24 protein-coding genes are annotated in these 25,769 nt (G+C 51.6%); 7 read left to right on the forward strand and 17 right to left on the reverse strand.

Annotation, left to right across the window (positions count from 1 at the left end):
- Position 1: 1 nt before the first annotated feature.
- A complete protein-coding gene (locus NSS64_RS19105) occupies positions 2–823 on the reverse strand; it encodes an undecaprenyl-diphosphate phosphatase (RefSeq protein WP_036721455.1) in 822 nt (273 codons plus the stop codon).
- 75 nt (positions 824–898) lie between these two features.
- A complete protein-coding gene (locus NSS64_RS19110) occupies positions 899–2,338 on the reverse strand; it encodes a bifunctional metallophosphatase/5'-nucleotidase (protein WP_341141159.1) in 1,440 nt (479 codons plus the stop codon).
- A 153-nt stretch (positions 2,339–2,491) separates the two neighbouring features.
- Between NSS64_RS19110 and NSS64_RS19115 the strand changes: the two genes are divergently transcribed.
- Both NSS64_RS19115 and NSS64_RS19120 read left to right on the forward strand, forming a co-directional pair.
- A complete protein-coding gene (locus NSS64_RS19115) occupies positions 2,492–2,740 on the forward strand; it encodes a MoaD/ThiS family protein (protein ID WP_036692939.1) in 249 nt (82 codons plus the stop codon).
- A 159-nt stretch (positions 2,741–2,899) separates the two neighbouring features.
- Positions 2,900–3,940: an HD-GYP domain-containing protein gene (locus NSS64_RS19120; protein ID WP_341141160.1), complete on the forward strand. Its 1,041-nt coding sequence runs from the start codon at positions 2,900–2,902 to the stop codon at positions 3,938–3,940.
- 113 nt (positions 3,941–4,053) lie between these two features.
- On the opposite strand, the gene NSS64_RS19125 is transcribed toward NSS64_RS19120, so the two are convergent.
- Together NSS64_RS19125 and licT are read right to left on the reverse strand one after the other, a co-directional pair.
- Positions 4,054–5,916 (reverse strand): beta-glucoside-specific PTS transporter subunit IIABC, encoded by a 1,863-nt coding sequence (locus NSS64_RS19125; protein ID WP_341141161.1) that lies wholly within the window; start codon positions 5,914–5,916, stop codon positions 4,054–4,056.
- A gap of 230 nt (positions 5,917–6,146) precedes the next feature.
- The gene (gene licT, locus NSS64_RS19130; RefSeq protein WP_340942395.1) at positions 6,147–6,992 is read right to left on the reverse strand and encodes a BglG family transcription antiterminator LicT; all 846 of its coding nucleotides are present in this window, start codon (positions 6,990–6,992) and stop codon (positions 6,147–6,149) included.
- Positions 6,993–7,260: 268 nt separating this feature from the next.
- On the opposite strand from licT, the gene NSS64_RS19135 reads away from it, so the two are divergent.
- Entirely contained in the window at positions 7,261–7,506 is a 246-nt protein-coding gene (locus NSS64_RS19135; protein ID WP_340942397.1) for a DUF7667 family protein, read from the forward strand.
- A 91-nt stretch (positions 7,507–7,597) separates the two neighbouring features.
- On the opposite strand, the gene NSS64_RS19140 is transcribed toward NSS64_RS19135, so the two are convergent.
- The 8 genes from NSS64_RS19140 to NSS64_RS19175 form a co-directional block, all read right to left on the reverse strand.
- Positions 7,598–9,466, reverse strand: a complete 1,869-nt coding sequence (locus NSS64_RS19140; protein ID WP_341141162.1) for an ABC transporter ATP-binding protein — start codon at positions 9,464–9,466, stop codon at positions 7,598–7,600.
- Positions 9,463–11,232 (reverse strand): ABC transporter ATP-binding protein, encoded by a 1,770-nt coding sequence (locus NSS64_RS19145; RefSeq protein ID WP_341141163.1) that lies wholly within the window; start codon positions 11,230–11,232, stop codon positions 9,463–9,465. Before NSS64_RS19145 ends, NSS64_RS19140 begins: the two co-directional genes overlap by 4 nt.
- A gap of 512 nt (positions 11,233–11,744) precedes the next feature.
- Entirely contained in the window at positions 11,745–13,142 is a 1,398-nt protein-coding gene (gene sufB / locus NSS64_RS19150; protein ID WP_340942403.1) for a Fe-S cluster assembly protein SufB, read from the reverse strand.
- Between the two features lie 30 nt (positions 13,143–13,172).
- Positions 13,173–13,601 carry a Fe-S cluster assembly sulfur transfer protein SufU gene (gene sufU / locus NSS64_RS19155; RefSeq protein WP_036721441.1) on the reverse strand — a complete coding sequence of 143 codons (429 nt, stop codon included), beginning with the start codon at positions 13,599–13,601 and terminating at the stop codon, positions 13,173–13,175.
- Entirely contained in the window at positions 13,588–14,814 is a 1,227-nt protein-coding gene (locus NSS64_RS19160) for a cysteine desulfurase (protein WP_341141164.1), read from the reverse strand. Before NSS64_RS19160 ends, sufU begins: the two co-directional genes overlap by 14 nt.
- On the reverse strand, positions 14,811–16,112 hold the full coding sequence (gene sufD / locus NSS64_RS19165) for a Fe-S cluster assembly protein SufD (RefSeq protein ID WP_341141165.1): 1,302 nt from the start codon (positions 16,110–16,112) through the stop codon (positions 14,811–14,813). The genes NSS64_RS19160 and sufD overlap by 4 nt, the downstream gene beginning before the upstream one ends.
- Positions 16,113–16,137: 25 nt before the next feature.
- A complete protein-coding gene (gene sufC / locus NSS64_RS19170) occupies positions 16,138–16,920 on the reverse strand; it encodes a Fe-S cluster assembly ATPase SufC (protein WP_340942409.1) in 783 nt (260 codons plus the stop codon).
- A 173-nt stretch (positions 16,921–17,093) separates the two neighbouring features.
- The gene (locus NSS64_RS19175) at positions 17,094–18,122 is read right to left on the reverse strand and encodes a nitroreductase family protein (RefSeq protein WP_341141166.1); all 1,029 of its coding nucleotides are present in this window, start codon (positions 18,120–18,122) and stop codon (positions 17,094–17,096) included.
- A 209-nt stretch (positions 18,123–18,331) separates the two neighbouring features.
- Between NSS64_RS19175 and NSS64_RS19180 the strand changes: the two genes are divergently transcribed.
- Positions 18,332–18,841, forward strand: a complete 510-nt coding sequence (locus tag NSS64_RS19180) for a MarR family transcriptional regulator (RefSeq protein ID WP_341141167.1) — start codon at positions 18,332–18,334, stop codon at positions 18,839–18,841.
- Positions 18,842–18,972: 131 nt separating this feature from the next.
- Here the strand turns inward: NSS64_RS19180 and NSS64_RS19185 are convergent, their stop codons facing one another.
- Both NSS64_RS19185 and NSS64_RS19190 read right to left on the reverse strand, forming a co-directional pair.
- Entirely contained in the window at positions 18,973–19,434 is a 462-nt protein-coding gene (locus NSS64_RS19185) for a Dps family protein (protein WP_036692784.1), read from the reverse strand.
- Positions 19,435–19,710: 276 nt separating this feature from the next.
- Entirely contained in the window at positions 19,711–20,013 is a 303-nt protein-coding gene (locus NSS64_RS19190; protein ID WP_340942412.1) for a YunC family protein, read from the reverse strand.
- 213 nt (positions 20,014–20,226) lie between these two features.
- On the opposite strand from NSS64_RS19190, the gene NSS64_RS19195 reads away from it, so the two are divergent.
- The gene (locus tag NSS64_RS19195) at positions 20,227–20,760 is read left to right on the forward strand and encodes a hypothetical protein (RefSeq protein WP_341141168.1); all 534 of its coding nucleotides are present in this window, start codon (positions 20,227–20,229) and stop codon (positions 20,758–20,760) included.
- Positions 20,761–20,847: 87 nt separating this feature from the next.
- Here the strand turns inward: NSS64_RS19195 and NSS64_RS19200 are convergent, their stop codons facing one another.
- Positions 20,848–21,225, reverse strand: a complete 378-nt coding sequence (locus tag NSS64_RS19200; RefSeq protein ID WP_341141169.1) for a DUF423 domain-containing protein — start codon at positions 21,223–21,225, stop codon at positions 20,848–20,850.
- A gap of 167 nt (positions 21,226–21,392) precedes the next feature.
- On the opposite strand from NSS64_RS19200, the gene NSS64_RS19205 reads away from it, so the two are divergent.
- Positions 21,393–21,848 carry a hypothetical protein gene (locus NSS64_RS19205; protein WP_340942415.1) on the forward strand — a complete coding sequence of 152 codons (456 nt, stop codon included), beginning with the start codon at positions 21,393–21,395 and terminating at the stop codon, positions 21,846–21,848.
- 86 nt (positions 21,849–21,934) lie between these two features.
- Here the strand turns inward: NSS64_RS19205 and NSS64_RS19210 are convergent, their stop codons facing one another.
- On the reverse strand, positions 21,935–24,211 hold the full coding sequence (locus NSS64_RS19210; protein WP_341141170.1) for a copper amine oxidase N-terminal domain-containing protein: 2,277 nt from the start codon (positions 24,209–24,211) through the stop codon (positions 21,935–21,937).
- Between the two features lie 192 nt (positions 24,212–24,403).
- Positions 24,404–24,832 carry a hypothetical protein gene (locus tag NSS64_RS19215; protein ID WP_341141171.1) on the reverse strand — a complete coding sequence of 143 codons (429 nt, stop codon included), beginning with the start codon at positions 24,830–24,832 and terminating at the stop codon, positions 24,404–24,406.
- A gap of 171 nt (positions 24,833–25,003) precedes the next feature.
- Between NSS64_RS19215 and NSS64_RS19220 the strand changes: the two genes are divergently transcribed.
- Positions 25,004–25,648 carry a methyltransferase domain-containing protein gene (locus NSS64_RS19220; protein WP_340942421.1) on the forward strand — a complete coding sequence of 215 codons (645 nt, stop codon included), beginning with the start codon at positions 25,004–25,006 and terminating at the stop codon, positions 25,646–25,648.
- The last annotated feature ends 121 nt before the right edge of the window (positions 25,649–25,769 follow it).

Below are 25,769 nucleotides of genomic sequence, written 5' to 3' on the forward strand. Positions count from 1 at the left end.
ATCAACGCATAATAAACAGCCAGAAGACGGCTGCAAGGATAAAGCGGTAGATAGCAAAATGCGTCGGTCTGATCTTCTGGATCATTCTCATGAACAGAACCACCACCACATAAGCCACGATGAAGGAAATAATGAAGCCGATGACAAAATATCCGATCGTCTCACTCGTGAAATTCTTGTAGGAATCCAGCAGCTCATACCCCGAGGCCGCGCACATAATCGGAATTGCGATGAGGAAGGAGAAGTCGGCCGAGGCCTTGTAGCTCACCCCGCTCAGCATCCCCCCGGAAATCGTCGAGCCGGAGCGGGAGAACCCGGGCCAGAGGACGGAAATAATCTGGAACAGTCCGATCGAGAGTGCCTGCCCGTAGGACAGATCATCCAGATCATGCGCTGTCACGCGGATCTTGCGTTTGTTAACCCATTCGGCAATGATCATCAGAATACCGCCTGCGACCAGCGCCCAGAGGACGGTGGATGCCCCGAAGAGGCTTTTGATGAAGTCCCGGGCAAAAAAAGCTACAGCGAGCGCAGGCACGATACCCAGCAGCACATGAATCAGGTTCAATCGGGCTGCCGGCATTACGCCCCCTCTGTCTCTGCGGCCGAATCCGAGCAGATCCACAATCCGCTGGCGGTAGACCAGCGCAATCGCCAGTATAGCCCCCAGCTGAATCACAATTTCATACGTCTTCATAATCGAATCCTGCTCATTGAATCCCAGAAGCTTAGTCGTTAGAATCATGTGTCCCGTCGAAGAAACCGGAATGAACTCCGTGATTCCTTCCACAATTGCCAGAATAATGGCTGTAATTGTATCCATATTACTCCTCCTGATCTAGTCAATGAAACCTGGTACTGCGTGAACTATCAATTTGACAAAAAATGGTGTGGATCATCAGGTGGATTGCCTCTCCCAGCGAACCGCTTCACACTCATCCAGACTCCCCGGCCGCTGCAGCTCCATCCGCAGCAGATCGCGGAGGAAATGAGGCAGCAAATATACCGCCTCCCGGCCATTAGCTATACTCTCGTAGCCTGTACGGAATGTAAACATATCCAGCGTGCCGACACTATATACCTTGGTATCCTCCAGCTGCTCCCCGCCGGAAAAAATCGCAATACCGTTATCATAAGGCATGACCCTTGGATCGTACAAGATTTTTAATCCGTCCACGGCCAGGGTGCCCAGTACCTCTCCCCGGAAGCCATATCCGTAGATGACCTTATTCCGGAACTCTGCCATCAGACTCTGTTCCAGTGCAGTGCGGATATCCTTGCCTGTCAGCTGTACAATACAGGGATTAATCGGAGAAGGACATAAGGCATGCAGCATGCCTGCGGTAATGTTACCCTCCGGCAGCGGGCCGAGCAGCTGGCCTGTATTAACGAGCGAGATGGGACTGCCAGTGAACTGGCGGACCGCCTGAGCCAGCAGGTTGCCAAAAGGAGACTCCCCCTGCAGATCCAGCGGCAGCATGCGGTCGCTGATGGCAACCGTCTCCTCCAGGGCCTCACGCCCGCGCTGCAGATGGATCGCTGCCGCCGGAGCAATAAGCTCCTCTGTCAAGGCAGGATCAACTTCCGTGCAGCCTCCTTCGGCCAAGTGAAATACTCCGTCCGGCTGCTCCCGCTCGAAGACCAGCCGTCCGACGTACCTGCCGAATTTGCCGGCGCCGCATACGGCTGTCCCGTTAATCATCTGCGGCTGCTCCAGCATATGGTGGGTATGCCCGCCCAGAATGGCATGCACGCCTTCCAGCTTCTCTGCCAGTCTCTGGTCTGCGGGCAGCCCCAGATGAGACAGAATGATCACGATATCCACCTGCGGGGCAAGCAGCTGAACCTGCTCGCGCAGCGCCTCTTCCGGGTCCAGCACATCCCAGCCGAGCAAGGAATAGAAGGAGGTGAATGCCGCCGTCGCACCGGTCAGCCCAATCTTGATGCCATCCTTCTCCAGAACCGCGCGGCGCTGCATCCAGTGCGGCGGCTCACCGGTGGCGGACTCCAGGAAATTGCAGCATACCACAGGACACTGGATACCTGTAAATATGGCTGAGAGCATCTCCTTGGAGAAGGTGAGACCCTCGTTGTTGCCGATGGTAACCGCATCGTATCCGGTCAGATTCATAATGTCTATGTTGGCCTGACCCATCGTGCCTTCCGTCTCTACAGCAGCGCGGTCCATATGATCGCCGATATCAAGCAGCAGTACCGGCTCCCCGCCCGCCTCTGCCTTCATCGCGGATATCACTGCCGCGAGCGGACTCATCATTTCAAAGTGGCTATGTATATCATTGGTATGAATAATGGTTAATCTTTGCGGCCCAGGCTTCATAAGCTGGCTTCCCTCCCACTTGTACAGCCGTTTATAAAGTAAGCGGCAGGCTTGTTCAGTTCTAGAGTTAGCATAACATTTTCAGACTCAATATGGTATATTGTAATCATTATAAGCTGTCCTAAGCTTAAGTCCAGAAAGGGTGAAGAAAGCATGCATATCTCCATCCGGCTGTTCGCCGGTCTGGCCGAAATCATCGGCTCCTCCACGCTGGTCTTCCACGCCCATGAGTCCCCTGTGACAGCAGGCCGGCTGAAGGAACTCCTCTCCGCCTCCTATCCTGACGCCGCGCCGCAGATCGGTGTATCCCTGGTAGCCGTTGATCAGGAATATGCGCCCGATGATACGGATATTACCGAAGGCTCAGAGGTGGCCTTCATTCCGCCCGTGTCCGGCGGTTAACCGGACCGTTTCCCTTCCGCGAATCTGCACAGATACACAACAGGGTAGGACCAGCGGTTTGCACAATCTGCAAGCTACAATCAGTACTCTTACACCATTGAATATTGCAGACTTTGTTGCTATGCTGTAAAAAATTGCTATAGTAAGGTGGCCTATTCATTGAGAGTACACGTGATGGATCTTAAACCGGGTGATCATCTGCGGATGGATACCTTCAGCTCCCGCGGGCTGCATGTACTCCCTAAGGGATCACGGCTGCAACTGGAGGAAATCGCCAAGCTGATACAGCACGGCGTTGATTATGTAGATATTGAAACGGTACAGGAAGAGCCTGCCCCTTCCAGCCGCACCTCAATCATTCAGGCAGCAGCCAGCAGCTTCGATACCACGATTGACGGTTTTGAGTCTCTATATATGGAAGCGCTCAGCAAAGGCAGCTTCAATCAGTCCGTAGTGGATGATATTCTTCAGCCGACCTTGTCCACGCTGGACAAACATAAGGACGTAGTAACACTCCTGCTGCTGCTGGACCGGGAAGATAATTATACCTACAACCATTCCCTGCAGGTAGGCATGCTCTCCTATTATCTTGCCTCTTGGCTTGGATACTCCAAGACAGAGTGCTATGAGATCGGGCGTGCGGGATACCTGATCGATATCGGCAAATGCCGCATCTCCCCCGCGATTCTGAACAAGCCCGGCAAGTTAACCCCTGATGAATACGAAGAGATCAAATTACATACGGTTTACGGGTACGAAATCATACAGAATTCCATGAACGATCCTTTCACAGCTCTGGTTGCCCTGCAGCATCATGAACGCGAGGACGGCTCCGGTTATCCCAAGCAGCTGACCAAGACAGACATTCATCCTTACGCCCAGATTGCAGCCGTTGCGGATATTTACAGCGCCATGACCACTCACCGGGTCTACCAGTCCAAGCAGGAGCTGATTTCCGTTCTGCGTGAGATCAACTCCCTCAGCTTCGGGAAGCTGAACGGCAAACCGGTTCAGGCCTTCATCAATCACCTGATGCCGAACTTTATCGGCAAGCGTGTTCTGCTGAGCACCGGTGATATGGGTGTTATCGTGATGAACAACCCGCTGGATGTCTTCCGTCCGCTTGTACAGAGCGATGGCAAGTTCCTTGACCTGTCCCGCGAACGCACAATTGCCGTCGTTGAGATTTACATGGAGTAGAGAGATTTCCTCTACGCAAAATAAATCAAGCAGCCCCCTGCGTTGCCGCAGAAGTGCTGCTTGAAGTTGAATACCAACTAGATAGCCTCCCCCGGCCGGGGGAGGCTATCCTTTTATCGAATAAGTGTAAACAGTATCTCGCCGCTAGGCACTTCTGTCCCTGTGCTCTTAAGCACATCAAGGTATTGTGCCGAGTTGGTGACAATCACCGGTGTCGCGGTTACAAATCCGGCTGCACGGATGGCTTCGAGGTCAAATTCAAGCAATAGCTGACCCTTGACCACCTTCTCGCCTTCCTTCACTTTTTTGGTAAAATGCTGACCCTTAAGCTTCACAGTATTGACACCGACATGAATCAGCAGCTCCGCACCGCCCTCCGAAGTGATGCCGATGGCATGTCCTGTCGGGAATACAGTAGTTACCGTTCCGTTCACAGGGCTGGTTAAGATGCCGGAAGAAGGCTCGATTACAATGCCCTTGCCCATGGCGCCGGAAGCAAAAGCTTCGTCAGGCAGGGTGTCAAGCGGCTGCAGCGTTCCTGCCAGCGGGCTTACAACCAGTTCTTTATCAATCAGCGTCGGTGTAGTCGTACCCGAGGTTGCACTTAAGTTAACTGATGCCGCAGCATCTGTCTCAGGCTCCTCGTAGCCAAACACCAGCACCAGTACAGCGGCCAGTACAAATGCTACCAGTATACCAATGACTACCCAGACAAATCCGGTGCCGAAATAGGTCGGCAGCGCCAGCAGACCCGGCAGTGAGAAGGATAATGCTCTTGCGCCGCCTGTTGCAATAATTGCACCGCCGATAGCGCCGGAGATACACGCATAGATGAACGGTTTTTTGAGCTTCAGGGTGACTCCATAAATGGTTGGTTCAGTAATCCCGAAGACCGCAGATAGTGTAGAAGAACCGGCGAGTGCCTTAAGCTGAGGGTTCCGCGATTTCAGGAATACACCGAATACAGCCCCGGCCTGCGACAGAACGGCTGCACTGAGAATAGGCAGCATGGTATCCTGTCCCAGTGTAGCAATATTGCTGAGCATGATCGGTACGAAGCCCCAGTGTACACCGAAGATTACGAACACTTGCCAGAACGCCCCGGCTATGGCTCCGGCCACAAGCGGACTTAGATTGTAGAGCCAGGTATAGCCAGAGGCCAAGCCGTCACTGATCAGGGAGCCGACAGGTCCGAAGGCCAGGAACGTAAGCGGAATAACAATGAGCAGTGCGAACATGGGAACAAGAATATTCCGCACGGACTCATGAATGAAGGAACGGAACCAGCGTTCCACATACGACTGCACCCATACCGCCAGAATAATCGGGATCACGCTGGAGGAATAGTTGATCAGTACGATCTTGATCCCCAGGAAGTGCAGCGGGTCAGGTGAGCCTACAGCCGCAATGACTGCGGGATAGATCAAGGCTCCGGCTATGGCAATGGACACAAATTGATTTGCCTTGAATTTGCGCGCTGCCGTAACCGCCAGGAAGACAGGCAGGAAATAGAACACGCTGTCGGCAGCCGCATTGAGGATCATGTAGGTGCCGCTGGCAGCACTAATCCAGTCCAGTGACAGAATCAGGGCCAGCAAGCCCTTGAGAATCCCGGCCCCAGCCAGTGCACCCAGAATCGGCGAGAAAATACTCGAAATGATGTCCACCGCTTTACCCAGAACTCCGGTGCTTTCCGAGCTTTCGTCACTGCCGCTTTTCTCCGCATCCTGAAGCGAGGTTTCCTTCATAATCTGCTCGAACACCTGGCTGACATTGTTGCCGATGACCACCTGAAATTGTCCGCTGTTCTCAACAACTGTGATGACTCCCGGAGTCTTCTCCAGCGCTGCTTTATTGGCTTTGCTGTTATCCTTCAGCTTGAATCTTAAGCGCGTGGCACAATGGAAGACGGAATTCACATTCTCTTCTCCGCCAACGAGTGTGATAATTTGTTTGGATAAGTCTTTATTGCTCATTTGGGTTTGCTCCTTTTGAAATCTGTAATATAAGCATCGCTGCAGAGGGGAGTTGTGCCAGCCCTTCTATCTTTCCCCTCTGCAAACAAGAAAAACCTGAACTCAAGGCAAAAAAGGCGTAGAACACACGCTATTTTGCCATCAGTTCAGGTTTTGCCTGCATGACCAGTTACACCCTGACAGATGATATAAAATATATGAAATATTGTAGTCTAACGTAATGTTAAGTGTTACTCCAGGTTATTGCGTTCAGTTACACGCTGAATGTGAATCGTCAAATAGACATATTCATCCTTGCTGAGGCTCTGGCCATGGGATTTCTCCAGATATTCATTAATCTTGCCTACGCATTCGAAAGCCTTGACATAGGTTAGCCTCACCTGATTGTACAGGAACTCTTCCCCGCTGTTGTTGGTCTCCTTCTTCAGCACCCGCATGGAAAAATACTGCAGATGGGTCAAGAACCGCGAATAATTAAGCGAGGTCTCGTCCAGCACAACCTTATAATGATAGGTAACGATGTTCAGGATATTCTGAACGATCTCCGTCATCTTGATCGTCGATCTTACCTCCGTGCCATCCATTCTGGCGTTGACCAGGTGAAGGGCAATGAAGCCGGCTTCATCCTCACCCAGCGAGAGGCCGGTGGTCTGTTCAATCATCTTCAGGGCATCCAGCCCGATTCCGAATTCCTTCGGGTAAAAGCGCTTGATCTCAAACAGCATCGCATTCTTCAGCTGAATCCCCTTCTCAAAACGCTCCAGCGCGAAATGAATATGATCCGTCAGCGTCAGATAGAGATTATCGTTCAGCTCTGTGTGCAGCACTCCACTCGCGTAGGTGACGATGCCGCTGGCCAGCTCCAGGTGAGCTACCGGAATATCATTCAGCAGTTCAGTCAGCCGGGCAGTGAATTCATTCTCATTCAGCAGAAAAATCTTATCCACCTTGGCAGGGTCCACATAATCACCCGCCACCTTATTGAAGGAAATTCCTCTGCCCATCACAATAACCTCCTTGCCCTTCTGGTTCTTGGTCAGGAGCACATTATTGTTCAGCACCTTCTCGATAATCATCTCAATTTCACCTCCTGACGCATAGTTTGTACAAAAAAAGCCTAAGTTGATCCCAATATCATTCATAAAATGATACTCGCATCAGCTTAGGCATTGCCCGCGTTACCGGTCACAATCCTGTATTACTGTTATTGTAGCATAAATAAAAGCGATTTCAAGAACTTTTTTATTCTAAAGATCTGAATATTCATATTAGGCTTCATTCCGGTTTGAAACCGCACCTCCAGGGTCACGCTAATAGAAGACAGTAATACAAGGAGGAGATAGGATGCTTGCGGTTCATCAGCGCCTTGCCGAGCTATATACCCTTAGTCTGAAGCGTCCGCTGGCTCCGGCGGAGCAAGACGAGCTTCAGCACTGCCTGCATGTCAACACCGTCTACTGCTGGGAAATGGCCCGCCTCCATATCGAAGCTCTGTTGGCAGAGGGTACTCAAGATACCGGATGGCAGCAGGAGATCAGTGTGCAGCTGCTGGAGGTCCGGGTAAGCGGGAAGCCGGGGAAACGGCCTTAACGGGAAGGAACTCTACATTTCCCCTTATTATTCCAAACGCAAAAAACAGCAGCCTCTCCCTCACATCGGGGCCAGGCTGCTGCGTGTGCTTCTATAAGAAGCGGAACTGTGCTTCTATTAATCCGTTATAAATACCGTCGTGCTTGGTCAGCTCGGCATGGTTGCCTTCTTCCTTGATCTCGCCGTGATCCAGCACCACGATCTTATCCGCGTGGCGGATGGTCGAGAGGCGGTGGGCGACGATGAAGGAGGTCCGGCCCTGAAGCAGCAGCTTCAGCGCTTCCTGAATCTTGATCTCCGTCTCCGTATCAATGCTGGCGGTCGCTTCATCCAGAATCAGAATCCGCGGATCGGCCAGCAGCGCCCGGGCGAAGGACAGCAGCTGGCGCTGTCCCATGGACAGTGCGCTTCCCCGCTCCTCCACCTCGGTATCATAGCCGGCAGGCAGCTTGATGATGAAATCATGGGCGTCTACGGCCTTGGCAGCCGCTTCAATCTCTTCGTCCGTGGCGTCCAGCCGCCCGAAGCGGATGTTGTCACGGATCGTTCCCGAGAAGATGAAGGTATCCTGCAGTACAATCCCGATCTGTTCGCGCAGACTCTGGAGTGTAACCTCGCGGATATCCCGTCCATCAATGGTAATGCCGCCGCTCTTGATATCATAGAACCGGCCGATCAGGTTGATGATCGTGCTTTTGCCGGAGCCGGTATGTCCTACAAGGGCGATGGACTGGCCTGCTTTGACATCCAGGTTAATGCCTTTGAGTGCCGCACGGCCTTTCTCATATTCAAACACTACGTTATTAAAGTGAATATCCCCTTGAATCTTGGACAGCGGCGTTGCTCCCGGCTTATCCTGCACCGCAGGCTGTTCGTCGAGATACTCGAAGATCCGCTCGGAGGAAGCCATCGCCACCAGCAGCTGATTGTACATCTGTCCCAGCCGGTTGATCGGGTCCCAGAAGTTGCTGACATAACTGCTGAAGGCGACCAGGAAGCCGACCGTAAGCTCTCCAGACTGGATCAGGTAAGCCCCGAACCAGAAGAGAATCATCGTCCCGAAGCCGCCGGTGACTTCAATGATCGGACCGAATGCCTGGTTCATGGCTGAGGCCTTGTTCCACGACTTCCGGCTGTCCATATTCATGGCATCGAAATAATGCATGTTCTCTTCTTCCTGTGTGTAGGCCTGGGTGACGCGAATCCCCTGTATCGACTCATTTAGATGGGAGTTGATCCGGGAATTCTTCATGCGCACATCCTGCCAGGCGATACGGATTCTCTGCCGCAGCTTGGTAGAGATCAGGAACATGATTGGAACGGTAATCATCACCGCCAGCCCCAGCTTCCAGTTGATCAGCAGCAGAATAATCATAATGCCCAGCAGCTGCACACAGTCAATCATCAGATTGACGACCCCGTTGGTGAACAAATCCTGCAGCGAGTTGATATCATTGGTCACCCGGACAAGGACTGATCCGGCCGGACGTTTATCGAAGAAGTTGAAGGACAGCTTCTGGATATGCCGGAACAGGTCCGAGCGCAGGTCATAGATCACCCGTTGGCCGATCACATTCGTATATTTGATCCGGTATACGCCGGCGATCCATTGAATCAGATACAGCACGATTACACTGGCTGTGAGCGTGTAGAGCAGCGTCAGGCTGGTGCTTCCCTCTTTTGGAGCAATCGCTTTATCAATCGCCATACTGGTCAGGAATGGAACCGTCAGCTTGGTAATCGTGCCCAGAATCATCATGATCGAGACCAGCGGCAGCATCTGCTTAGCATAAGGCTTCATGTAGCCGAACAAGCGGGTGAACTGCTTCCAGTCAAAAGCCTTGTCGATCACATCATCGTCTTTATAGATAAAACGTTCTTCAAGCGTCTGTTCTTCAACCTTACTGTTGTCGGTATTTAATACGCCTTCAGCGGTCTGCTTGGAGGTCTCAAGACTCATGCCGGATCACCCGCCTCTCGCTTGTTATCCCTGGATAAATAATCGGCGTACTGAATCCGGTATACATCCTGATAAGGTCCAGGGACCGCGATCAGTTCCTGATGGGTGCCTTGCTGGATCATTCTCCCTTCATTCATGACAATGATCTGATCGGCATGACGCAGGGAGGAGATCCGGTGGGCAATAATCAGGGTGGTCCGTCCGCGCATAACCTCCTGGAACCCGGCCTGAATCTCATGCTCCGTCTCCATGTCCACCGCACTGGTGGCATCATCCAGAATAAGAATCCGCGGATTCTTGAGCAGTGCGCGGGCAATGGCAATCCGCTGCTTTTGGCCGCCCGAGAGACCCATTCCCCGCTCACCGACTACGGTATCATAGCCTTCCGGCATCTCCATAATGAAGTCATGCGCCTTCGCCAGCTCGGCGGCACGGATGATCTCATCCATGCTGACATTCTTCAGTCCATAAGAGATATTATTGCGGATCGATGAGGAGAACAGGAAGGTCTCCTGGAATACCGTCGATATTTGTGAACGCAGACTGCGGACCTGGAACTCGCGGATATCCACACCGTCGAGCTTAATACTGCCCTGATTCACATCATAAGCACGCATCATCAGCTGGGTAATCGTGGATTTACCGGACCCTGTTCCGCCAAGGAAGCCAATGACCGCGCCGGGCTCGGCATGGAAATGAATATCCTTGACTGCCGGCATTTTGTTGCCGTAAGCGAAGGTCACATGATCGAACTCGACCTCCCCTTTCACTTCAGCCGCTGCAAGCTCGCGGGCATTCTCTTTATCCCGGACATCAATCTGCTGATTCAGCACTTCCAGCACACGTTCGCCAGAGGCCTTGGACTGGGTATAGTTGTTGATGTGGAACCCTAGCCCCCATACCGGACCGATGATGTACCAGATCAGGCTGAAGAACGCAACCAGCTCACCCAGTGACATCTTCCCGTTGATCACCAGCGTACCGCCGACACCCAGCAGGATCGCTACACTGACCGAAGCCAGCAGCTCCATGAACGGGAAGAATTTACTCCACAGCTCCGCTGCAAAAATCTGATTATCTTTATAACGTTCATTACGGTGTGAGAATTTATCAACTTCGTAGGCCTCTCTGGCAAACGATTTGACCGTTCTTACCCCGGTGACATTCTCCTGTACAGCCGTTGTCAGGGAACTTAACGCCAGGCGCATCTCCTGAAAGGCCGGATGAATCTTGGATTCAAATCTGAGTGCGACTACCGCCAGAAACGGCATTGTGATCAGAGTAACCAGCGTCAGCTGCCAATTGATGGTGAACATCATAATGGAGCCGAACAGAACCATGAAGAACACATTCAGCAATTGGGCAAATCCGAAGCCGATGAACATCCGGATTGCTTCCAAATCCCCGGTCAGCCGGGACATCAGGTCACCTGTCTTCGCCGTATCATAATAACGGAAGGACAGGAATTGCAGCTTCTCATAGCAGGCATTGCGCAGCCGGTAGGCCAGGAAATTCCCCAGCCGTCCGCCGAAAAATCCATGGGCAAACTGCAGGCACGCCTTGACAATAATGACAGCAAGCACACTGAGAGCGAGTACGGGCACCTCAGTAAACTTTAGGGGAACAATAACATCATCGATCAATCTCCTTAACAAATTGGGGGTAATAAGCCCCACTGCAGTTGCGGCCGCCAAACATACAATCGACAGAATCAGATAGTGCAGCTTCTCCCGATAAAAGCCCCGCAGTTGCCTGAGAACATCCATATCTCTCCTCCTTAAAGCTTTACGAAGTAAAGCTGGCTCCGTAAGCATAAACTTAGCTTTACGAAGTAACCTGCCCCGTAAGCAAGAACTTGGTCTCTAAATATCGCACCGTAAGCTAGTTTTTTTAGCGCTTCCAATTTAGTGACTTTAAGCAGTTTATCATCCCTAATTTAATGCGGCAAAGGGGAGAAACCACCGTTTTCCCTCTTTTTCCGGAATAAACCGGGCTTAAGCAGGGGCTAAAGGACGCCCGTCGTTTTAAATGCTGCTATTTCCTCGCAAATACTGCTCAATTAAGATATAGCAAGATTCAACTGGGCGAAGGGGCTTTTTGCCAGCCTGATAATAGGAATTTTATGTATTATTCCCAACACCAATTGCAGCTCTTATGATGAAATAAGCGCTTCTGAGTCCCCATACAAAAAAACGTGCCCCCGAATCTCCGGCCTTAGGCCATTAAGATTCAAGGAACACGTCTAGGTTATTGCCTGGCTCATGGATGAGGTTTCGGGTTAACCGATTGACCCTTCCATTTCAAACTTAATGAGACGATTCATCTCGACCGCATATTCCATCGGCAGCTCTTTGGTGAACGGCTCGATGAAGCCCATGATAATCATCTGTGTGGCATCAGCTTCGGAAAGACCGCGGCTCATGAGGTAGAATAGCTGCTCCTCAGATACCTTGGAGACCGTCGCTTCGTGCTCAAGCACAATGTTATCGTTCATGATCTCATTGTAAGGAATCGTGTCCGAGGTGGACTCGTTATCCAGAATGAGCGTATCGCATTTGATATTGGATTTCGCGCCTTCTGCCTTGCGGCCGAAGGAAGCGAGTCCACGGTAAGTGACCTTGCCGCCGTGCTTGCTGATCGACTTGGATACGATGGTTGAGGTGGTATCCGGTGCCAGGTGGATCATTTTGGCGCCTGCATCCTGATGCTGATTCTTGCCCGCTACCGCGATGGACAATACAGAACCCTTGGCTCCACGGCCTTTAAGAACAACCGCCGGATATTTCATAGTCAGCTTGGAGCCGATGTTGCCGTCTACCCATTCCATCGTAGCATTCTCTTCGGCAACCGCACGTTTGGTAACGAGGTTATAGATGTTCGGTGCCCAGTTCTGAATGGTGGTATAACGGACACGGGCGTTCTTCATGCAGAGAATCTCAACCACTGCACTATGCAGAGAGTTCGTGCTGTAGATCGGGGCAGTACAGCCTTCAACGTAATGCACGAAGCTGTCTTCGTCTGCCAGAATCAGCGTACGCTCGAATTGTCCCATATTCTCGGAGTTGATGCGGAAGTAGGCCTGCAAAGGAACTTCACACTTCACACCCTTCGGAACATAGATGAAGCTGCCTCCTGACCAAACGGCACTGTTAAGTGCGGCGAACTTGTTGTCAGCAGGCGGAATGATTGTGCCGAAGAACTTCTTGAACAGCTCAGGATGATCACGCAGTGCGGAATCCGTATCTGTGAAGATCACACCCTGATCCTCCAGGTTCTGCTGCATGCTGTGATAGACTACCTCAGATTCATACTGTGCAGAGACACCGGCAAGGAACTTCTGCTCCGCTTCCGGAATTCCCAGCTTGTCGAAGGTCTCTTTGATCTCGGAAGGAACCTCCTCCCAAGTCTTGCCCTGCTTCTCGGAAGGTCTAACATAATATTGGATATCCTCGAAATCCAGATCATCCAGATTGCCGCCCCACTTCGGCATTGGCATCTTACGGAACTGCTCCAGGGATTTCAGCCGGAATTCCAGCATCCAATCCGGCTCGTTTTTGATTGCGGAGATTTCCCGGACGATTTCTTCCGTGAGTCCTTTACCAGACTGAAATATCGACTTGTGCTCGTCACGGAATCCGTACTGGTATTCCTCCATATCAGGCGCTTTCTTAGCCATGGTGTCAGCCTCCTTGAGTGTAATATTATTTTATAAGCTTCTTTGCGTATCTATGCCTTTGCGCAGCGCGTTCCAGGCCAGAGTGGCACATTTGATCCGCGCCGGAAATTTATTAACACCGGACAGGGCTTCAATATCTTCGTAGTCACCGAAATCTGCTTCCTCACCCTTCATTAGAGAGGAGAAGCTGTCAGCCATCTCAAGCGCATGCGCTATCGATTGGCCTTTGACCGCTTCCGTCATCATCGAAGCCGACGACATGCTGATTGAACAGCCTTCGCCGCTGAAACGGGCGTCCTGGACGACGCCGTCCTCCACCTTAAGCTGAAGCGTAATGCGGTCGCCGCAGGTAGGGTTATTGAGCTCAATCTTAAGTGCGTCATCTTCAAATGAGCCGCGATTCCGGGGATTTTTGTAATGATCCATAATTACTCGTCTATATAAATCATCCAAGTTCATAGCTGAAATACTCCTTTGCCTTAATTAAGGCTTGCACCAGCGCATCTACATCCTGTTCAGTGTTGTACAGGTAGAAGCTCGCCCGGGCGGTGGAGCTAACCTCCAGCCAGCGCATGAGCGGCTGGCAGCAATGATGCCCCGCGCGGACAGCCACGCCTTCCGCATCCAGCACGGTGGCCACATCATGCGGATGAACATCACCCAGGTTGAAGGTGACTACCCCCACCTGACGGTTGCGGGGACCATAGATCGTCAGATCACTGACCTCCGACAGCCGCTGTTCCGCATATGCTGCAAGCTGCATTTCGTGGCGGTGGATCTCATCCATCCCGACCTCCTGCAGGAAATCAATCGCTGCTCCTAAGCCGACGGCACCTGCAATAATCGGTGTTCCGCCTTCGAACTTCCATGGCAGCTCCTTCCAGGTAGACTCATACAGCCCGACGTCATCGATCATCTCGCCGCCGAATTCAACCGGCTCCATAGCTTCCAGCAGCGCCTTCTTGCCGTAGAGAGCACCAATACCAGTAGGCGCAAGCATCTTGTGCCCGGACAAGGCGTAGAAATCGCAATCCAGGTCCTGCACATCCACCTTCAGATGCGGAGTGCTCTGTGCACCGTCCACCACGATTACTGCACCGTTCCGGTGGGCAATCGCTGCAAGCTCTTTGATAGGATGAGTAACGCCCATGACATTAGATACATATGCTATGGCTACGATCTTGGTCCGGGCAGTAATCGTCTGCTCGGCATCCTCCAGCGTGATCGTACCGTCCTTCTGCAGCGGCAGGAATTTCAGGGTAGCCCCGGTGTTCTTGGCCAGCTGCTGCCAGGGAATGAAATTGCTGTGATGCTCCATCTGGGTAATCACGATCTCATCCCCTTCCTTCAGGACGGAAGGACCGTAAGAGGAAGCTACAATATTGAGCGCGGTCGTTGTCCCGCGTGTGTAGATAATTTCCTTCACACTGCGGGCATTAATGAAGTTCTTCAGCTTCTCGCGGGCGCCTTCATACGCATCGGTTGCCCGGCTCCCCAGGGTATGCACCCCGCGGTGTACATTGGCATTATCCCATTCGTAGTAAGACTTGACCGCCTCAATGACTTGACGCGGCTTCTGGGAAGTTGCCGCACTGTCCAGGTAGACCAGCGGATGGCCGTTGATCTTCTGGTTCAGGATGGGAAACTGCTCCCGGATCTGACTGCTAATCATTGGCCTAACTTCCTTTCCACAAGAGATTGGAGCTGATTGCGCAGTCCCTCCAGTGGAATTTGCGACACAACAGGTGCAAGGAAGCCGTATATGATCAGTGTTTCTGCGTCATGCCGCGATAATCCCCGGGACATCAGGTAATAGACCTGCTCGTAATTGACCTGTCCTACGGAAGCGGCATGGCCTGCGGTTACATCATCTTCATCTATAAGGAGGATCGGGTTGGCGTCTCCGCGTGCTTTGGGGCTTAGCATCAGAACCTTCTCTGTCTGCTGTCCGTCAGCTCTGGTAGCGCCCTTCTCAATCTTCGTAATTCCGTTAATAATCGAGGTTGCTGAATCCCGCATAACAGCACGGGTGATCATGTCACTCGGTGTATTCCGTCCGAAATGCTGCGCCTGTGTAGTGTAGCTCAGCTTCTGCGAGCCGGAGCCTACAGCAATGACCTTCGCATCTGAGCTTGAACCGTTGCCTTTGAGCACTGATTTGGTATCGCTGGCTGTATCTCCATAGTTCATCTCACCGATGATCCATTCGATAGTACCGTCATTCTCCACAACGGCACGGCGGTAAGTCACATCCGTTGTATCCTGTCCCAGTTGATGTACAGTGGCGTAACGCACCGTCGCACCAGCGCCGACGAATACTTCAACGGCTCCGTTGTGCAGCCCCGCTTCGGATTTATCAGATACATAGTTGTCTACATAGGTTACAGAGCTGTTAGAATCAGCCACAATCAGAATATGCGGAGCAAAAGCAGCTTCGGCGTCATCAGCGAGCAGCACCGCCTGCAGCGGAGTCTCAATGACCACATTCTTCGGAACATAGAGGAACACCCCGCCGTTCCACAGCGCTGCATGCAGTGCTGCAATCGAGTGCTCTTGCGGCAAGACTGCCTTGTGCAGATAACGCTGGACCAGGTCTCCATGCTCTTTGACAGCACTCTGCAAATCAGTGAAGATTACGCCTTGCGCAGCCAGCTCCGGAGCCAGGCGGGCATACACTGCCCCTGAATTGCGTTGAATAATCAGGCTGCCTTCCTCCTGGCCCTTGATCAGTCCGGCGATAGAGGCAGGAGCCTCGTTAAGGGAGGCCAGCGCCTGGCTCGCCTTAAATTCGCCATAGTTGTTGATATTCCAGCGGTCGATCCGTGTCTTCTCCAGCTTCGGCAGTTCAAGCTCAGCAGCAAGCTCCAGTGCCTTCAAGCGGCTGTCCTTCAGCCAGCCCGGTTCGCCGCTACTCTGCGACTGTGCGCTGAGCTGCTGGGCGTCCACGGGAAGTATGGTTTGCGTCGTCATAAGTGGTTTCCTCCTTCCAGCGTTTCTAAGCGTCTTGTCCTACGGTTTCGTCTTCAATGCCGAGCTCTTCCTTGATCCATTCGTAGCCTTCTGCTTCCAGTTTCTGTGCCAGCTCAGGACCGCCCGATTTCACAATCCGTCCCTGCATCATGACATGAACATAGTCAGGCTTGATATAATTCAACAAACGCTGATAGTGGGTAATAACCAGGAAGCCGCGTTCCGGGCTGCGCATGGAGTTCACACCATCGGCGACAATTTTGAGCGCATCAATGTCAAGGCCCGAGTCAATCTCGTCAAGGATGACGATCTTAGGGTCCAGCATCATCATTTGCAGGATTTCATTACGTTTCTTCTCCCCGCCGGAGAAGCCTTCATTCAGATAACGGTGCAGGAATTCAGGGTTCATATCCAGCTCCTTCATCTTGGCTTCCATCAGACGGATGAACTTGATCAGCGAGATTTCACTGCCCTCTTCACGGCGGGAATTAATCGCACTGCGCAGGAAGTCGGAGTTGGTCACTCCGCTGATTTCGCTTGGATATTGCATCCCCAGGAATAGTCCGGCACGGGCACGTTCATCCACGGCCATCTCCAGCAGATCCTCACCTTCAAGCACAGCTGTGCCTTCTGTAACAACATATTTCGGGTGACCCATCAACGCGGAGGCCAGAGTACTTTTACCAGTACCGTTCGGTCCCATTACGGCGTGAATTTCCCCGCCCTTCATCTGAAGGTTGATCCCCTTCAGAATTTCTTTTCCTTCAATCGTCGCTTTCAGTCCCTCAATGACAAATTCTGCTGCCATAATTAATATTCCCTCCATTGATCGATTTGCGAAATCAGAAAGTTGTATTGTCACAGGTTAACCCTGATTACAAGCAATTAGATTTTATATCACATTATAATTATTATAAAGTGAATCAGGATGATTATCAATGATTCTCACTAATTTTATTACAACGGCCCTTTTTTATCAAATTAATTAATGGTTATCTTCACTGCGGGAGAACGAAACCCGGAATTTGAATATCGCTTAGGTTCCCCCGCTTCAAGCACTGCGACGATCCTCTCCAGCGGACGAAGCCCGAAGGACTCACACTGCTTCCGGTCATAGACCCATCCCGGAATCCTGCGGCGAATGTGCCGCCCTTCGGACTGGGCCAGCAGTTGAAAATTCTGTATCAAGCTGCACACCGCGGCATAATCCTCGTTCTGCTTGTGCGGGTCTGTCTCTTCTCTGGCTACGACTAGAAGGAACGGCGGAGAAGGTGCCTCTTCAGAGAACCGACGTTTGCCTGAGGCCTCTGTCTGATCGCCCGTCACATAGATGAACCGCCAAGGCTCCCGCATGCCGTCATTCGGCGCCCAGACCGCCTCGTTCAGCAGCCTCAGGACATTGTATGCGGAGAAAGGGGCGGCATCCGCAAGCTGGCTGTTGTCTTCGCCGATAATCGTCCATTTTCGTTCTGCCGGTGTTCTTTTTCGTCCTCGCGGTGCTTTGTCAAAGTAGCCGATTTCCAGCATTCCGGCAAACCTCTCACCTTCACGCCAACCGATAAGCTCATAGAACGATTCGCTCAGAATCATGGGATCTGAGAACCACAGCATCCCCAGCCCTTGTTCCCAGCCCAGAAGTTGTACCGTTTGCATGATGCTGCAGACCGCGGCGTAATTCTCGTCCCGCTCCAGCTCCGTACCGGCAGACTCGGCAATGAAGATCATATGAGCGGGAGTACCCGTGATTTGCTTTTTTAGAAGATCTGTCATTGGAGCAGGAAGGAGCTTCCCGAGCCGTGTTCCCGTCACCTTCGCCATCATGGATTCAGCCAGCTCTTCACGGGACTCGGGAGTGCCAAAGTAAAGACAGCGCCAGTGCGGGCTTCCTTTGGCTTCGTATAAGCCAGCTGCCTCATTCACCAACGAAATAATCCGTTCTTGTTCAACCGGTGCAGCGCTGAATCTCCGAATGGTCCGCCGTTCTCTAACCGTTGTGAACACATCCTTCATCTTCATCCCCCCCCAAAATATCGTTTGGCAATCAATAATTAATATTGTTTACCAGTTAACTATATTTTGAAAGAAACACGATGTCAATCTGTATTATTAAATTTAATATCAGTAATTTATTATAAATAACTTATCTGAACAGTTAGTTTACACGTTAATAATTTTAAGTTAGAATAAAGGTACTTTGCAGAAAGGAGATGCTAACCCCTATGCATTCCTCTGAAGGACTTAAGCGGCTGCTGTATGACCGTTTTCTCCATCTATCCCATTTAGTTGAAGAGACTTTTGCAACCGAAATGGATGTATTTACTGATCTCACACGGAAATACGGGATTACTCTCACTTCAACCAGCTTGACCAGTATTCATGTCATCGACTGCATCGGCCATCAAGAGCCTGTCAACAGCACCACCATCGCGGAGGCCATGAAATTGTCCAAGGCGAGCATCACTAAGATCAGCACCAAGCTTCTCCAGGATGGCTGCATTAAGCGGAGCCGGATGAATGACAACAAGAAAGAAATCTACTTCAGCCTTACTCCTAAAGGCAGACAGCTCTTTGAACTCCACGCGCGGATGCACGAGAACCTGGAGGAGAAATTCATCGAGAAAATGGGTGAATTCTCGGAACCGGAGCTGCAGGCTTCACTGAAATTCATTCAAACGATGATTGATGAGAATACAATGCTTCCCTTAAATCTTAGTCAATTCGACAAGTAAAAACGGCTACGCTGTCTTTTTAAAGGGGTGTGTATGAAGCACATGAATCCTTATATTTTGAAAAATAAATAAAGCCTCCCGAAGGGAGACTTTATTCCTATATTCAATTCATTGTGCTATTTATCCGGCAATCAGCCCAGGAAAGCGCGCAGCATCCACTGGTTCTTCTCCAGATCCGTGCGGATCTTGATGAAAAGGTCTGCTGTCGGCTGGTCGCTGATTTCTTCCGCCAGCTCGATGCCCTCTGTCAGTTCTTCAGCCACTGTAGCGAAGTCTTCAATCAGCGCCTGAACCATACCGCGGGCATCTTCTTTGCCTGTGGCTTCCTGAATGGTAGCCAGCTCCAGATATTCTTTCATAGTTGCTGCAGGACTGCCTTTGATGCTCAGCAGGCGCTCAGCCACCTCGTCCATTTTGAGTGTAATATCATCGTACAGCTCTTCGAACTTCACATGCAAGGCGAAGAACTGCTCACCCTTCACATACCAGTGATAGTTATGCACCTTCACATACAATACGTTCAGGTTGGCAACCTGACGGTTCAGTACCTGTTCCAATGAAGCGGTGTTCACTTTGTTTGATGCTTTAGCCATGAGATGATCCCTTCCTTATCCATTGAATTTAGCCGGCTGCTTGTCCATTGTCCGGCCTTGCAGTTGTCTATTCTCCATTTACCCTTTTGCCTGGAGAGCGAAACAAGTCTGACCCCGGACAAGCCCTCTTCCCCGCCCGCTGGCTGCAAGCTTGTGTCTTCACCCGTAGGATGAACCAAGCAAGCGCCGGTTATGCTAAATGAGGCGGTTCAAGACAGAATAAAGTCAGCCAAGGAGCCGGGAAGCTCCTTGGCTGACTACACATCGCTATGCGCCTTACATCATTAGCAGCAGGGCCTCTGCACCGGACATGCCCGGAACGATTCCCAGCTTCTCTGCTTCTATAGTTACAGACTCCAGCGGCGCGGCCAGCAGCTGTTGAAGCGTGCGCACCCCGACAGCCCTTGCCGCAATAATCTGCCGGTCGCTCAGCACCTCGTTCAGCAGTCCTATATCCAGCGCCCCGCACATGATATACCCCTTGTCTGTACTTATGCTGAGCAGCGTAGTTTTGGGCAGCTTCACCTCAACTCCCACCAGGACATGACCGCCGACCTGCATAGGCTCTAACGTTACCATTTGCAGCACCTCCTTCTTTTCACACTCACGTTGTAGGTTATGCTTTCATTTCGGAGCGCGTGTGGACGATGGTCCTAGTTCATGGAGAAATCGGAGGGTCAGAAGTCCTTATTTCTATGCAGGAGGGTATATAATTTCCGCTTATTTAGTGGTATAGTTTATACACTAATTTAAATTAAAGAAATCGTGACTAACGATTAAGCTGGGGGATTAATGGATAAGAAACTACAACACACCGACGGCAATTATCTTTTCAATGTCGACATCCTGATTAATGCCCGCACCAACCCGCTTGCGCTGCAGTTCCTGCTTGAAATGTTGAATTCAAGCGACAAAGTCACTGATTTCAACATCAACTCCGGGCTGGAGCTTGGAAGAGCCATTGATCATCTGCTGAAGTCCGCAAAAATGGCTCTGAAGAATGACAGCTTCACAGCTGCTCCGGTGCCAGTGAAATTGCCGGAGAAGCCGGCAGACCCTCAGGCAGCCAAGCCTGCGGAGAAGCCCGCAGCTAAGAAGCCTGTAGCAGCACCGGCAGAAACTCCAGCAGATGTATTCGGCAAAATCAGACAGTACATTCAGAATAACCAGCTCGTCCGGCTGCGTGCGAACCGGCATGGCAAACAGGTATCCATGCCCTGCCGTATTCTGAACTTAGACGAAACGGAGAATTCGCTGAGTGTATACCATGTAGACGAGAAGCAGGTCTACACGTTCAAGCTTAATGAAATCGATGAATTTCTGTAAGACACAGAAGCACCCGCTCCGGGTTCCGGGGGCGGGTGCTTCTTTCTCTTACGATTATTTTGGCGAATACGCAGCTCTTGCCGCACTTCACTTCTTGCGCGAGAAGGCCTCCAAGGCCAGGCAGATCCAGCCCGCAATGAAGCATACGCCTCCCAGCGGAGTGATTGCTCCGAGAACCTTAACACCGGAAATACTGAGGATGTACAGGCTGCCCGAGAACAGGACAACCCCGGCAACCATCAGCCGCCCTGCCCAGCGCAGACGGACACTTTCGCCCCACTGCCCAGCGGTAAGCCCGATAAGTATCAGGGCCAGCGCATGAAACATATGATACTGTACGCCCGTCTCGTACACCTGCAGATAGTGCTCACTGATTACAGGCTTAAGGATATGCGATCCGAACGCGCCAATGGCAACAGACAGCATACCCAGCAAGGCTCCCCAGCCTACCCATCTTCGTTGCATGGATATACAGCTCCTTCCCTGAGTTGAACTTCTCCTATCTTAACAATCAGCTTCGCCTTTTGCCAGCCGCATCATTCTGTAGCTGTATGTCCTGAGGACTTGCATTTAGAGCGCTGTTATGATGAAGTGGTAGTAATAACCTATTACACCCCAAGGAGTGCAGCCAAATGGACTATCATTCACCTCCCAAACCGGACACCGCAGCAACCGAGCCTGCAAGATGGGGCTCTTCGGAACAAGACATGAACCCGGATTATGCTTACCAGGAGAACAAACGCGATTATAAACACTCGGGCCCCGGTATCGCTTCGTTCGTAATCGCTCTGATTACCTTGATCTGTTACGCCATTACTTTCGTGTATGTAGGAGCCCAAGCAGCTTCTCTAATGAATGAGAATAAAATGCTGATTGCCGGTTCGGCAGAAACGATCATGTATCTGGGCCTGACGATGCTGATCCTGGTCGCAGTGAATATCATCGGGGCGGTTACCGGTATTATCGGTCTGACCCTGCGAAGAAGGCGCAAGGTTTTTGCTGTCATTGGCACCATCATCAACGCCGGCTTCCTGCTTCTGTTCATGCTTCTGCTATCCGTTGTTCTGGTGAATGCCGGAGCGTCCTGATAGCCCGCTCTACAGCAAACACAGCATATCCCCTAACCGGGACATGCTGTGTTTTGTTGTGGAGCCTTATATACAGAGCTGGACGCTTAGATCTCGAACTCTTCGCTTGAATCGGACAGTCCGCCGTTCTGCACTCCAGAGCTGTTGGCTACCGCAAGCACGTATACCTTATACTTGGTTCCTTTTACTATCGGGTTACCGTTAATATCTCTGGCTGCAGCCGCTATCGAGAGATTGCTTCCGTTAGGGACTGCTGATCTGTAGTAAGACGATTGCACGCTAAGGGCTTCTGCAGTACCGAAGCTCTGCTTGGAAGGGACAACGAATACCCGGTATTCGGAAATATTCGACTCACGGGCAGACTTGGTGAAGTTAACCGCAAGTTTGCCGTTATCCATGCCGTAGGTCACATTCGTCACGGAGGTGACGGGAAGCTTAGCCGATAAGGTAATGGCTGCCGATCCCTCCGATAATACATTAGCTCCCTGATAGCTGCCGTTTCTGACCGTCAATACATATACCCGGTAGCTGACTCCCGGCTTGATGGCTGCACCGCGTACGTCTTTGGCTGAAGCATCGAGCACCTGATTGGTGCTGTCCCCGGATGTACCTGCGGTTGTATAATTCCCCGCATTATTCGCATCCGACAAGCTGAAGCTGTTGTAATAATTCATAGGCACCACCAGAATCCGGTAATGGCTGATGTAGGATTCGTCTCCGGCATGATTGAACGATACTCTCAGATCACGGCCGTCTCCATAATCGTTCACATCACTCACACTTAGATTCGATATAGCACTGAGGCCGGAGGTATTCACCAGCGTAATCGCCGGAGAAGCAGCGGAAAGCACATTCGAGCCCGAATTGTTCCAGTTGCCTGCCGCGAGCACATACAATTTGTAGCTGGTTCCGTTCCTGATCAGGGAACCGCGCACATCTCTGCTGGAGGAATTCAGGATCTGCTCGGTATAGGTTCCTGATGTGTTTACCGCCGTATAATTCGCACTGGATACATTATTCGCATCATTTAAGCTGAAGCTGCTGTAAAAGTTCGTTGGCACAACCAGAATGCGGTACTGGCTGATATTGGTCTCGTCTGAGGCATGGTTGAAGGTAACCTTCAAGTCCCGCCCGTCATTATAATCGTTCACATCGGTCACATTCAGGTTGGATACCCCTGCATTGGCCAGTGTAAGGGCCGCCGAAGCAGGTGACAGCACATTATTCGCAGCATTGCTGCTGTCAACCGCCAGTACGTATACCCGGTAGCTGACACCCGTCTTGATCAGCGCTCCATCTGTATCTCTGGAGCCGGAGGAGAGGTTCATACTGATGTTGTTCCCCGTCTTGTTGATCTGGGTGTAATTGCTGATGGAGACCGCATTGGCTCTGCCCAGGTCAAACACCGTGGAATTGGACGCTTTGACTACGAAGATCCGGTAGGAGCTTATCTTACTCTCATCGGCCAGCTTGTTGAAGCTGACAGAGAGATCCCGGCCATCCCCGTAATCACTGGTATCCGTTGCCTGGACGGTGCCCAGTGCCGGAACTGCCTTATTCTGCAATGTAATAACGGCAGCTGCACTGGAGAGGGCACTGGTATTATTGCCTTTGCCGACTGTCACTACATATACGCTATATCCCTGATTATTCTTAATCAGGTCACCGTCGATCGTTCTGGCGGCAGCGTTCAGCTTCACAACAGGATTGGCTCCTGTTACCAGAGCAACGGAATAGTTAGAGGAACCTACTGCCAGTGCAGACGACAGATTCAGTGTGGTACCGCTCTTGGCGATAAGTACGCGGTAGTGATCCACCAGCGACTCGTCAGCTGCACGGTTGAAGCTGACCTGCAGATCCCGGCCGTCTCCATAATCGCCGATATCCTGGGCGGCTACTCCCGATACCGGAGCCGCATTCCCGCCAACCGGAACCGGAGTGGTGATCGTTACAATCTGCGCAGCCGGATTCCAGCCGACCTCGCGGCCGAGCGCTTCACTTACGAACCGGGTAGGCACCATTGTGCGGCCCTTCAGATTCTGGCCCGGCACATCCAGACTGACTGCCTTGTTGTTGATGGTTGCGATCTTGGAGCCAATCTTCAGTACAATCGTTGTATCGTTCTGGGAAGCTGTTACTGTCTGTGTCTTCTGATTCCACTTGATGTCGGCATTGAAGGCTTCAAAGATAGCCCGCAGCGGAACCATGGTCCGTCCGTTCACCATTACCGGCGGCTGGTCAGTGGACAAGGTCACTCCGTCAATAATAACTCTGATGGGTTTTGCTGCTGCCTGGGCCGGAGCCTGAAACAACATCGGGAACACCAATAATCCTGCTACAATCGAAATCCATAACTTTTTCACAAGCTCACCCTCCCGGATAGGAAACCATTCTCAATTTCTATCTCTTTGACGCAAGCCGGGCGGAAAAAGTTTCTCTCTGAACCGGTTACAAAAAAATAACCTTTGGAGACAAATCCAAAGGCGGCAAAAAGACTGCAGCAGGGAGGATTCCGCCTGTTGCAGCCCGGGTCCGGTTCAGGGCACTCTGCCGAATCAGTCCGCTTTTGTCAGACTGGACAATACCCGCTGAATCACTAGAGGATCTTTTCCGACTATTTTTTCCACATAAGTAAATACTACAGGATCATCCATCTCAAGCCCTTCCGGTGCATCCGCTGTGCCTGCACCGAGTTCAAAGGCCGTCGGCCCTTCTTCTGTCACAATCTCCACGGAATGGGTATCCATCTGCCCGACATAAGTGCCTGAGCCCTGGATCTTCTCTGACTCTGCGGCTGCGGAAGGACCAGGCTTCAGCACCGGACTGGCGAGAGGTACCGCCGCTGTCTGTACAGGGATTCCCGATGAGCCTGCTGAGGACGATTCTCCGGGGGCTTCCGCAGGGCTGTTTCCGCCGCAAGCCGTCAGGGTGAGCATCAATACAGCGATTGCTGTCATAGCGGGTAGCGTACGCTCTAGTCTCATGATGTGTACCTCCTCTGTTGGTGGTGTGCTGCTTACCTTACCTAAGGATTACCCAGCAAGCCGGGTAGTGTAAACTTGCCGTTACGGGCTGGGCATCAGCCGTACGCACAGAAGCGCCGGACTAATACAATACATGAAGAGCCTTATTCAGCATTTGAAGGAGTGGTATCCTTGAGAATCGATATCGGCTGCGGCCCCGGCAAAGAGTCCGGGTATCTGGGAATCGACCGCACCCAGTACCCCGGAGTGGATATCGTCTGCGATATTTGCGAAGGAATCCCCCTGCCCGACAATACGGCTGAATTCGTTATGGCCAGCCGGGTGATGCCTTACGTGAACGATCTGTTTGCAGCGATGTCAGAGATTTATAGAATAAGCACGCACCAAGCGGTCGTGTGTATTCTCTCACCCTATGCCCATAGCTTCCCGCATGCCTCCAACCCTATGTTTAAGCAAAAGTTCGATGAGTATACCCCACGGTATTTCACCGGCTGCTTCTTCCAGCCCTATCAAAGCCCGCTGTGCCCGGAGATCCCGGATTATCCCGTGCCGCTGCCGCCGTTTGACTTCAGACTGCTGCGGATGGAGCTGTTCTATCAATATCCGTATGACGACAACCTGTATGATGCGGAAGAGCTCGAGGTTCTGAAGACGCTGCAGTCCAATGTCATTCACGAAATTATGTACCACTTCGCCGTCATTAAGCGGGAGATTACCGATGAGGAACTGGAGGCGATGAGCCGGAAGGTGCTGCCTGAACCACAGGCACTGCTAGAGCGCCGGCTCCGGCTGCAGAACAGGAAATATATGTTATAAAATTCGGGGTGGACATACAAGATTGCCCAAAACGGAACATAGGCTAATACAACACAAGCAAGATGGCATATCGGCTCACACAGGAGCCGGTCTGCTTTTTTTTGACTGTCTGAGCTTCTAC

Source organism: Paenibacillus sp. FSL H8-0122, from assembly GCF_038005345.1.
GTDB lineage: Bacteria > Bacillota > Bacilli > Paenibacillales > Paenibacillaceae > Paenibacillus_AQ.